An 11026-nucleotide genomic window follows, 5' to 3' on the forward strand; every position below is an offset into this window, starting at 1 on the left:
CATCCAACCGCCAGACCCCAAAAACAGGACAGAGCGGTCAAGGACATCCGGGTCTGACCGACCCGAGGCACAGCCGGATCGCTTGCGCAGCCACCCGAAGGGTGCCCGGCACAGTCGCCGGGTAGGCACGAAGCACCGACTGTCCTCAGCTTTGAATTATCGGCGGCGTTGAGAAAAACAGAAGGGCAATCGGACAAAATGACCGCCAGCGGGCAGCGGGCGATGCTCTCTAGCGGCCGCCCATGAGCATCTTCGGCCAGCTGTCCTGCGGATAGACGCGCGCAACGCAGGCTGCGGGCACGGAGCTCGGCGGACTTGGCTCTCGAGACTGTGAAAGTATTCCGGGCGCACCGCGAAGACCGCATCTTGCCGTAGGTCGGGCCGACGCAGGAGGCCAAACAATCAGTGCCTTAGGCCGACCGCCATGTTGGGCTTCGTACCTCAGCCCAACCTACGGCGGATTTCTTCACAGTCTCTCTCGCTCGTCCACCCGACTCCACTGCTCGACTCGACGACCTGGGCCTGAAGCCCACAGAGTCGACCGATCGGCCCGACGATCAGGACTCGATCATCTGATCCAGGCTGTGGCCGGGACGTACCATGGGAATGACGTTCTCCGCCTTGTCGATCCAGACATCGACCAGCACGGGGCCTGGCTCGACCAAGGCGGCGGCGACGCCTTCGCGCAGCGCGGCGGGGTCCTTGATCCGCATCGTCTTGAGTCGGGGATAGACGTACTTGAGCCCGGTCAGATTGGGGATCTGGCGCCGACAGGTCTGATCGAGCTGGGTGCACTCGGGATCACAGTCGGCCGTGCGGGCCATGCAGGTCTCGTAGTGGTGCCCTTCGTCCATCATGTCTTCCCATTGGCGCACCATGCCGAGGAAGCTGTTGTTGAGCACGAACATCTTGAGCGGCACCCGATTGGCGACGACGGTTCCCAGCTCCTGGATATTCATCTGGAAGCTGCCGTCGCCGTCGATCAGTACGACGGGCCACTCCGGGTCCGCGTACCAAGCACCGATGGCCGCCGGGAGACCGAATCCCATGGTGCCGAGCCCCCCTGAGCTGACCCACTGGCGCGGTCGGCGGAAGCGATAGTATTGCGCGGCCCACATCTGGTGCTGTCCGACGCCGGTCACCAGGGTCGCCTCGCCCTTGGTCAGCTCGGAGATGATCTCGACCACCGCCTGCGGCTTGATGTAGTCGGACTCCCCATAGGGCTTGGGCATCTGGGCGCGCCAATCCAGGATCTGCGCGGCCCAGTCGGCATGCCGCGCCGAGCGCCCGGAGGCCAAGGCGTGGGCCAGGAACTCGTCCAGGCCGGCAACGAGGTAGAGATCGGTCTGAATGGTCTTGTCGATCTCGGACGGATCGATGTCGATATGGGCGATCCGCTTGCCTTCGGCAAAGCCGCGCACCGCGACGCGGTCGTCGAAACGCCCGCCGAGCGAGAGGATGAAGTCGGCATCGCGGAGCGCATAGTTCGCCGGAATGGTGCCGTGCATGCCCGGCATACCCAGATTGAGCGGCAGCTCGAAGGGCAGTGAGCCCAGGGCGTTGAAGGTCGTGGTGACGGGGACCTGGAAGCGCTCGACGAAACGCTGCAGCGCAAGCGAGGCATTGGCATGTATGATGCCGCCCCCGGCCTTGACCACGGGGCGCTGAGCGCTGCTCAAGGCATCCAGGATGGCATCCGCCTTGGGAGCGTCAAAGGGCACTGGCTCGCGGTGACGCACGCGCGCGGCACGACTCTCGTCCAGGGGCGCGAGCTGGACATCCTTGCAGATATCCACCACCACGGGACCGGGGCGACCGTGCGTCGCCAGGGCATAGGCCTCGCGCATGACCCACTCGAGGTCGCGCACATCCTTGACCAGGTAGTTGTGCTTAGAGATGGGACGCGTCATCCCAACCGTGTCGACCTCTTGGAAGGCATCCGAGCCGATGGCGCCGCTCGGCACCTGCCCGGTGATGAAGAGCGTCGGCAGCGAATCCTTGTAGGCGTCGGCGATGGGCGTTGCCAGGTTGGTGGCACCCGGCCCCGAGGTGGCCAAGGCGACGCCGATCCGACCGCTGGCACGCGCGTAGCCCTCCGCGGCATGCCCAGCGCCACCCTCCTGGCGGCACAGGACGAACTTGGGAACCTTGTCACCACGCCGCAGACGCCGGTTGATCTCCACGTGGATGGGGATGACGGCCCCCCCGGTGTGACCGAAAACGGTTTCGACACCGAGGTCGTTCAGGACATCGAGCAGGACGGCTGCGCCGGTTCGGGTCGGATCTGTCATGACATTTGTGATTGATTTAACGCGTGCGAACGATCGAGCCTGGGATCATAACGCGAACAGGAGATTCTTATGAATGCAGTCGATAATGTGACCTCACCCAGCCGGCTCGGTCTTGGCCGAGCACCCGTTTGGCTGGTGGGATTCGCCGTAGCGGCGGGAGCGATCTATGTGTCTTCGCATGGATCAGGCACCACAGAGGGAGAAGACGCCGCTACGGTCAGCGCACGCCTCAAGCCCATCGGCCAGGTCACCCTGGCACCCGCGGCACCCGCGAAGCAGCAAGCGGACGCACCGACTCAGCCGCAGGTCGCGACAACAGCGAGTAAGCCGGAAGTCTCCGAGGCCCAGCCGGCATCCCGGCCGAAGGCGGACGAGGCACCCCAAGCCGAGCCGGCGGCAGCGCCGTCTCGGGCACAAGCCGCCGAGATGCCAGCGAGCGCAGAGCCCACTCGGCCGGAAGCCGGCGCAGCATCCGCGGCGCCCGCCAAGACCGAGCAATCCGCGGCACCCGAGCAACGGCCGCGCTATTGGTATCCGAGGCCGGCCTACCAGCAGATCTATCCGCCCCAGCCCTACCCCTATCATCCGGCCTACCCGCCTTACCCAGGCCAGCGCGCAGCGCCTGGATATCCGCAATAGGCCCAGGACTCGCCCACAGGCATCAGCGCGGCCATGGCGAGAAGTCCGGACGCTGCTCGCTGACCGCTTCTCCCGAGCGCCCGGCGGACGCTCGGCACAAATGCAAACGCCGCCCGGTGGGCGGCGTTTGCGACACGACAGACGCTCGCGTCCTCAGATATAGAGACAGATGTCGCTCTCGCCCGCGAACTCGAAGAATGCCGCAGCGCCGGCATAGTCAACGCCGTCGATGAACTCCGAGGTCTCCATATCGAAGAGATCGACCGTCATCTGACAGGCGATCAGCTTGACCTCGGCTTCCTGGCACAGCTCGCGCAGCTCTTCGACGCTGGCGACGCCCTTGCTCTGCATCTTCTTCTTCATCATCGAGGTCATCATGCCCTGCATGCCCGGCAGCGTCATGCCCAGCACGGGGAACCACTTGTCCATCCCCATGGGCATCGGCATGCCCGGATTGCCGAGGGGCGTCACCTCGAGCGACAGCTTCTTTTTCAGCAGCTGGAGGCCATAGAAGGTGAAGAAGATCTGAGTCTCGTAACCCAGCGCGGCCGCCGTGGATGCCAAAATGAACGGCGGATAGGCCCAGTCCAATGAGCCTTTCGTGGCGATGATCGCCAGCTTTTTCTGCTCCATCGAGTCCTCCTCGCGCGCCACGCGGGCCCGCAAATTATCGATTGTGTTGAATGGCTAGCTCAGTCAGCCGAGGACTCTGAGCGATCAGGACTTCTTGATGAGGAAGTGGAACTTGCCGCCATCTTCCTTCGACTCCATCAGCTCGTTGCCGGTCTGCTTGGCGAAGGCGTCGAAGTCCTTGACCGAGCCGGGATCCGTCGCGATGACGTGGAGAATCTGGCCGCCGGCCATGGCGTTCAGGGTCTTTTTGGCACGCAGGATGGGAAGGGGGCAGTTGAGGCCGCTTGCATCCAGCTCTTGATCGAAATCTGCCATTGTGAGTACCTCCAGCTTGAGCTCGTTTTAGAATATCAGTAAGAACAAGAGTTCGCGGTTATAGGCGAATCCCCTGAAAAAGGCAAGGTGGCTCAAACGGCCGCCCTGCCAAGCGAAACGCCTGAAAAATCAGGCGCTGGGCGTTTCGATCGGGAAGCCATGCCGCGCCCAGGCGATGATCCCGCCGCGCAGATTGAGGACGCGGTCGTAGCCTTGCTGCATCATGTAGGCACAGGCCTGATAGGAGCGGGCACCGCTGCGGCAATAGAGCACGACGTCGCGATCCTTCGGCAGCTCGCTCATCCGCATCGGGATGAGGTGCATGGGCAGCTGCAGGGCATCCGGTATCATGCCCTGCCCCATTTCGGCCGGCGTGCGGATGTCCACCAGCAAAACGCCCTCCCCGTCCTTGAGCCTGTCGCTCAAGGATTCCGAATCGATCTCGTTGACCACGCGCTCGTCCTACCCTAAAACAAAGTATTTAAGTATATTAAGGACTTTTGAATGCCAGCTCAATGACAACGCTGGCCCAGGGGTGTTAAGAGCGCCATGCAACTCCTCCCAATCTTTCTCGACATGCAGGGCCGGCCCTGCCTCGTCGTCGGCGGCGGCGCCACGGCCGCACGCAAGGTCGGCAGCCTGGTGCGCACGGGCGCGGCGGTCAGGGTCATCTCACCTGAGATCTGCGACGCGCTCGATCGGCGGGTCAAGAGGGGTGAGCTGAATCACCTCGCACGCGCCTTCGAGCCGAACGACGTCGCGGGCAATACCCTGATCATCGCGGCCACCGACGACCGCGCGGTCAACCGCGAGATCGCGCGACTCGCCAACGAGCAACAGATCCCAGTCAATGTGGTGGACGATCCGGACGCCTGCACCTTCATCCTGCCCTCCATCGTCGACCGCGCGCCGGTGACGGTTGCGGTATCAACCGGCAGGTCCTCCCCGGTGCTCGCGCGCCTTCTGCGCACCAAGCTGGAGTCCTTGATTCCGGCCGGCTATGGGCGACTCGCCGAGCTCAGCGGCAAATACCGCGAGCGCGTCAAGCAGCGCTTCACCGACCAGCGCGACCGGCGGCGCTTCTGGGACCGTGTGCTCGAAGGCGCGGTCGCCGAGCGGATCTTCGCCGGACAGCTCGAGGAGGCGGAGGCCGTCATCGAGCAAGAGCTGGCGCCGGACGCACTTGAGCGCGACATGGGCGAGGTCTACCTGGTCGGCGCAGGCCCGGGCGATCCGGACCTGCTGACGTTCCGTGCGCTGCGCCTCATTCAGCAAGCGGACGTCGTCGTTTACGACCGCCTGGTAGCCGACGCCATCCTCCAGATGGCGCGGCGCGACGCCAAGCGCATCTACGTCGGCAAGCAGCGCAATCACCACGCCATGCGCCAGGAAGAGATCAACCGGCTGCTCGCCGATCTCGCCAAGGACGGACATCGGGTGCTGCGCCTCAAGGGCGGCGACCCCTTCATCTTCGGGCGCGGCGGCGAGGAGATCGACACCCTGGCCGCGGAAGGCGTGCCCTTCCAGGTCATCCCGGGGATCACGGCCGCATCCGGGTGCGCGGCCTACGCCGGCATCCCCCTGACTCATCGCGACTATGCCCAGTCCGTCGTCTTCGTGACCGGCCACCTCAAGGACGGCACCATCAACCTGAATTGGCCCGCGCTCGCGCAGCCGAACCAGACCGTGGTCTTCTACATGGGCTTGGTGGGACTGCCCGTGATCGTCGAGCAGTTGATGGAGCACGGTGTCTCGGGCGACATGCCGATCGCCCTCGTTCAGCAAGGAACGACGCACCTCCAGCGCGTCTACACGGCCACCTTGTCGACCATCGTCGACATCGTCTCCGCGGATCCGCCCGCGCCACCGACGCTCGTCATCGTCGGCGAGGTCGTCGAGCTCAGAGAGAAGCTCAACTGGTTCCGCCCACCGGATGAGCCCGTGCTGGGCGCCACCACCCCCATCGTGCCGAGCGCCTGAGCCGAGCGACAATGCCCATGCCGGGAGTGCCGGCCTCTAGGCCGGCACCCGTTGACCTGGAGGCCAACCCTCCCGGCGGCACCCTTCCCGTGAAGCAGGACCGAACGGACGATCACGGCCGGCGCGCGTAGGCACGGTCGAACAGCTCCTCCAAGACCGCATGCGTACCGCGCAGCTGGTCGATGACCTCGGCGGCCCAATCGAAATAGGCCCTGCGGCGTGCGAGATCCCAGCCCAGCGGCGGGCTGTCGGCGACATCGCGCAGATTGCAGATCTTGTCGGCCAGCTTGACCAGGCGCGCGCCCTCGCTCGCCTTGCCCGCATGCACGACTTGGAGGCGTTTGCGCTCCGCCTTCGGCAGCGACTTGTCGTCCGTCACTTCCATGATGAGCCGGCGAATCTCCGCGCCGAAGCGGGCCTCCAGCTCCTCCGGCAGCGTCTCGGTATCCTCGACCGTGTCATGCAGCAATGCCGCTGCCAAGACCCTTGCGTCCGCAATGCCGGCCTCGAGCGACAAGACCCGCATCAGCGCGATCGGGTGGTTGATGTAGGGCGACGCCTCGCGGTCTTTCCGCCGCTGATCGCGGTGCTTGTGTGCGGCAAAGGCGAGCGCGTCCGCGATCAGCTCGAGCCCAGCTTGGTCCATAGCTCCTCCGAATCTTCTGTGATCGTTTCGTAATGTGGAGGCGGGTCATTGTTTAACCCATCGAAACCGTCATCTTCGAAAGCTAAAGTCACCGAGCATTTAGTCATCGAGCATTCGATTCGGTCTAGCCACATCCGGGAGGTGCCGCACCATGACCAAGCTGACGCAGCTCAAGAGCATGACGACCGTGGTCGCAGATACGGGCGACTTCGAGGCCATCGCCGAATACCAGCCCCAGGATGCGACCACCAACCCGTCGCTCATCTACAAGGCCGCGCAGATGCCGCAATACCGGGAGCTGGTCGAAGATGCGGTGCTCTTCGGTCAGGAGCGGGGAAGCGCGGATCGCCAGACACAGGCGCGCTGGACCATGGACAAGCTGGCCGTCAACTTCGGCGCCGAGATTCTCAAGATCGTCCCCGGACGGGTCTCCACCGAGGTGGACGCCCGGCTCTCCTTCGATAGCGCAGCGACACGGCGCCGCGCCGAGGGCCTGGTCGAGCTCTATGAGCAAGCCGGCGTGGACCCGAGGACGCGCGTCCTGTTCAAGATCGCCTCGACCTGGGAGGGCATTCAGGCCGCGCAAGCCCTGGAGCGGCAGGGGATCCACTGCAACCTGACCCTGTTGTTCAGCTTCGCGCAGGCGGTCGCGGCGGCGGACGCCGGCGCCACCTTGATCTCCCCCTTCGTCGGCCGAATCCTGGACTGGTACAAGAGCGCGGAGAAGGTCGCCGGCTATCCGGCGGACGAAGACCCCGGCGTGCAATCCGTCACCCGGATCTTCAATTACTACAAGCGCCACGGCTATGACACCGTGGTGATGGGCGCGAGCTTCCGCAATCTCGAGGAGATCCTGGAGCTGGCGGGATGCGACTACTTGACCATCTCACCCAGCTTGCTCGGCGAGCTCGCATCCACGGATGGCGATGTGCCACGCAAGCTCGACCCAGAGAAGGCGCGAAGCATGGACATCCCCAAGGTCAGCTTCGACGAACCGAGCTTCCGCTGGGAGGTCAACGAGGAGGCCATGGCGACCGAAAAGCTCGCCGAGGGTATCCGACTCTTCGCCGCGGATACCCGCAAGCTGGAGCAGTTCGCCCACGAGGTCTGCCAGAACTGTTAGCACCGCGCCCCATCCGGCAGAGCTTCGTGACAGGCATCGGGATCGGTCGCACGGCAAGCCCCCTGCAGTCCAGCTACGGGATTTGACCGCGGCGAGGGCAAAGCACCGCAGCCGGGGTATCTTCTCCGCGCCCGGACCGGTCCGCTTCGGCGTCTTGGCGCCACTACCGTTGCGCTCAGCAGTGTGGGCTCTCGTCCAGCTTCCCAAGAGGCGCCGCTCGAGGAGACCCACCAGCGCGCGCCCCGAGAACCCCTTCGACTGCCCCCCAAGCACAAAGGACTGGAAGCCTGCCACGTCAAGTACCGGGATCTGTGCTCGGCGCTCGGTACTGCTGTAGGCTAGATGCTCGATGGCCCGGCACTAGGTCGGACGGGCGATTCGCCCAAAAATCCATACATGCCCTTTAGGTCTTGCCCCAGGTGGCGAGATCATCGGCTCACCACCCAAGAATCAAACCACTGAGAGTCAAGCGTCGTCATGAAATTCGCCTATCCAGGATTGACCGACCGGGACGCCGAGCTGTCCCGAGCCCAACACGGATCCAACGCGGTCGCCAGCCAGGAGGTCGAGACCTTCTGGGACAAACTGCTCGGCAACGTCAAGGATCCAATCATCATCATCCTGATCGTCGCGCTCGGGATCACGGTATTGCTGACGGTCTTCGGCTACGCCGAGTGGTACGAGAGCGTCGGCATCGCCTTCGCGGTTGTCATCGCCACCTTCGTGGCCACCTGGTCCGAGCACAGCAACGAGCAGTCTTTCCAGCGCCTGTTGGAAGAGGCCTCCATGATCGAGGTCAAGGTCTTCCGCAACGGACATCTGACCGAGATCCCGATCAACGACCTGGTGGTCGGCGACCATGTCCTGCTGCAGCCAGGCGACACGGTCCCGACCGACGGCCTGCTGATCGCGGGCCATGCCGAGGTCGACGAGGCCGCCCTCACCGGCGAGTCCGAGCCGGTTCGCAAGACCGCGCTGCCCGAGGGCGCCGCCGACGAGACGGCGGGTGACGACCACCGCCTCGCCCGTGCCGGCCTGCTGGTCGACGGCGAGTGCGTGATGCGCGCGACCGCGGTCGGCGACAAGACCCGCTATGGCCAGACCATGTCGGAACTGCTATCCGCCGAGGACCGGCTCTCGCCGCTCCAGCACAAGCTGACCGTGCTGGGCGGGCACATCTCGACCTTTGGCTATGTCGGCGCGAGCTTCATCTTCCTCGCCTTCATGTTCAATACCGTCATTCTGCAGGGCGGGGGCTTGGAGACCTATTGGGCGCAGGACGGCGGCCTCATCGTCAAGGACGTGGTCACCGCCCTCATCCTGGCCATCATCGTCATCGTGGTCGCGGTCCCGGAGGGGCTGCCGATGATGATCGCCATGGTGCTGGCCATCAACATGAAGAAACTGCTGAGCGAGAAAGTGCTGGTGCGCAAGCTGCTCGGCATCGAGACCGCCGGCAGTCTCAATCTGCTCTTCACCGACAAGACCGGCACCCTCACCCAGGGCAAGCTCTCGGTGAGCGCCTTCCTGACCGGGTCCGGCGAGCGTTACGAGTCGCTCGACGCCATCCCACAGGCGCTGCGCGACGACGCCGGCTTCAGCCTGCGCAACAACACCAGCGCGGTGATCGACGCCAGCGACCCGAACGACCCCAAGCTGGTCGGCGCCGACCGCACCGAGCAGGCGCTGCTGCGCTTCGTCAGCCCCTATCTGGCGAACGGCAGCGGGATCGAGATGGTCGACCACATCCCCTTCAACAGCACGCGCAAGTTCTCGGCGACCCAAGTCACGGGCGAGCGCGACCTGACGCTGGTCAAGGGCGCGCCCGAGGTCATCCTCGAAAACTGCACACGCTGGCTGGACGGCGAGGGCCAGGTTCGGGATCTGGGCGACGCCGCGGCGCTGCGCGCGGCCATGGACGAGCTGTCGGCGCGCGCCATGCGCCTGCTCGCGGTCGCCGTCGCCGAGACGCCGATCGACGCCGAGACCAACGCCCTGCCCGATTCCCTGACCCTGGTCGGGGTGTTCGGGATGCGCGATGAGCTGCGGGCGACCTCCTATCAGTCGGTCAAGACCGCCAAGGAGGCCGGCATCCATGTGGTCATGATCACCGGCGACGCCAAGGAGACCGCCCAGGCGATCGCCAAGGACGTGGGCCTGCTGGAGGACGATCCTAAGGCCATCGTCATGACCTCGGCCGAGCTGGCCGAGACGTCCGACGACGCGCTCAAGGCGATCCTGCCGCATCTCTACGTGGTCGCACGCGCCTTCCCGACCGACAAGAGCCGCCTGGTCAAGCTGGCGAAGGAGATGGGGCTGGTGATCGGCATGACCGGCGACGGCGTCAACGACGCCCCGGCGGTCAAGAACGCCGACGTCGGCTTCGCCATGGGCAGCGGCACCGAGATGACCAAGGAGTCCGGCGAGATCGTCATCCTCGACGACAACTTCTCCTCGCTCACCAAGGCGGTGCTCTACGGGCGCACCCTCTTCAAGTCGATCCGCAAGTTCCTGATCTTCCAGTTGACAGTGAACGTCTCGGCGATCCTGGTGGTCTTCCTGGGGCAGTTCTTCGGCTTCGACCTGCCGCTGACCATGACCCAACTGCTGTGGCTGAACATCATCATGGATACCCTGGCGGGTCTTGCCTTCGCCGGCGAGGCGGCCCTGCAGCGCTATATGGGCGAGCCGCCCCTGCGGCGCGACGAGCCGCTGATCAATGGCGACATGTGGTCCTCGATCCTCATCAACGGCGGCATCATCGCCGCGCTCAGCATCCTCTTCCTGACCAGCGACCTGAGCAGGGAGTGGTTCTCCGGCGGCCATGCGGTCGGCACCCCAGAGGCGGAGGCCACATTCCTGACGGCCTTCTTCGCCTTCTTCGTCTTCGTGCAGGTCTTCAACACCTTCAACGCCCGCACCCAGGGCCTGAACCTCTTCGAGCACCTGCTCGACAACCGGCTCTTCAGTATCATCATCCCCGCGATCATGGCGATCCAGGTCTTCTTCATCTCCTTCGGCGGGGAGATCCTGCGCACCGTCGGGCTCTCGCTCGGCGAATGGGGGCTGGTGCTGCTGCTCGCGGTGCTGATCATCCCGATCGATCTGCTGCGCAAGATCCTGCGCAACCGCTGGATCGGCAATCCGGTGTCGGCAACCGCCGGGTAGGCGCGATCCGGGAAAGCGGGCTCCGCCGCCGGGGGGGGGTGGGGGGGGGATGGGCTAGGCCCCGGGCCCGCCCGGGCCCGCGGACAACGAACCCGCGGGGGGGGGGGGGGGGGGGGGGGGCCCCCCCCAAAAAACGGCGCGGGGCAAACACCCGGGCGCCGGGGGCCCCCCCCCCCCCCGGGGGGGGGGGGGGCCGGGGGGGGGGGGGGGGGGGGGGGGCCGGGACGATAA

Annotated in this window: 9 protein-coding genes; 4 read left to right on the forward strand and 5 right to left on the reverse strand. The window is 65.2% G+C overall.

The window, feature by feature from the left end:
* Positions 1-557: 557 nt before the first annotated feature.
* Positions 558-2291 carry a biosynthetic-type acetolactate synthase large subunit gene (ilvB, locus tag G3446_RS11265; RefSeq protein WP_164452928.1) on the reverse strand — a complete coding sequence of 578 codons (1734 nt, stop codon included), beginning with the start codon at positions 2289-2291 and terminating at the stop codon, positions 558-560.
* Between the two features lie 69 nt (positions 2292-2360).
* On the opposite strand from ilvB, the gene G3446_RS11270 reads away from it, so the two are divergent.
* A complete protein-coding gene (locus tag G3446_RS11270; RefSeq protein WP_164452929.1) occupies positions 2361-2930 on the forward strand; it encodes a hypothetical protein in 570 nt (189 codons plus the stop codon).
* A gap of 153 nt (positions 2931-3083) precedes the next feature.
* Here the strand turns inward: G3446_RS11270 and dsrE2 are convergent, their stop codons facing one another.
* The 3 genes from dsrE2 to G3446_RS11285 form a co-directional block, all read right to left on the reverse strand.
* Positions 3084-3563, reverse strand: a complete 480-nt coding sequence (dsrE2, locus tag G3446_RS11275) for a sulfur carrier protein DsrE2 (RefSeq protein WP_164452930.1) — start codon at positions 3561-3563, stop codon at positions 3084-3086.
* A gap of 84 nt (positions 3564-3647) precedes the next feature.
* Positions 3648-3878: a sulfurtransferase TusA family protein gene (locus G3446_RS11280; RefSeq protein ID WP_164452931.1), complete on the reverse strand. Its 231-nt coding sequence runs from the start codon at positions 3876-3878 to the stop codon at positions 3648-3650.
* Between the two features lie 129 nt (positions 3879-4007).
* Complete coding sequence (locus G3446_RS11285; RefSeq protein WP_164452932.1) at positions 4008-4331, reverse strand: rhd_2599 family sulfurtransferase; 324 nt, start codon at positions 4329-4331, stop codon at positions 4008-4010.
* Between the two features lie 96 nt (positions 4332-4427).
* Here G3446_RS11285 and cysG point away from each other — a divergent pair, with 96 nt between their 5' ends.
* Positions 4428-5858: a siroheme synthase CysG gene (cysG, locus tag G3446_RS11290; RefSeq protein ID WP_164452933.1), complete on the forward strand. Its 1431-nt coding sequence runs from the start codon at positions 4428-4430 to the stop codon at positions 5856-5858.
* 112 nt (positions 5859-5970) lie between these two features.
* Here the strand turns inward: cysG and G3446_RS11295 are convergent, their stop codons facing one another.
* Positions 5971-6504 carry an HD domain-containing protein gene (locus tag G3446_RS11295; RefSeq protein ID WP_164452934.1) on the reverse strand — a complete coding sequence of 178 codons (534 nt, stop codon included), beginning with the start codon at positions 6502-6504 and terminating at the stop codon, positions 5971-5973.
* Positions 6505-6655: 151 nt separating this feature from the next.
* On the opposite strand from G3446_RS11295, the gene tal reads away from it, so the two are divergent.
* Complete coding sequence (gene tal, locus G3446_RS11300; RefSeq protein WP_164452935.1) at positions 6656-7627, forward strand: transaldolase; 972 nt, start codon at positions 6656-6658, stop codon at positions 7625-7627.
* A gap of 477 nt (positions 7628-8104) precedes the next feature.
* The gene (locus tag G3446_RS11305; protein WP_164452936.1) at positions 8105-10795 is read left to right on the forward strand and encodes a calcium-translocating P-type ATPase, PMCA-type; all 2691 of its coding nucleotides are present in this window, start codon (positions 8105-8107) and stop codon (positions 10793-10795) included.
* Positions 10796-11026 lie beyond the last annotated feature (231 nt).

Source organism: Thiorhodococcus minor (assembly GCF_010820565.1).
GTDB classification, from domain to species: Bacteria; Pseudomonadota; Gammaproteobacteria; order Chromatiales; family Chromatiaceae; genus Thiorhodococcus; species Thiorhodococcus minor.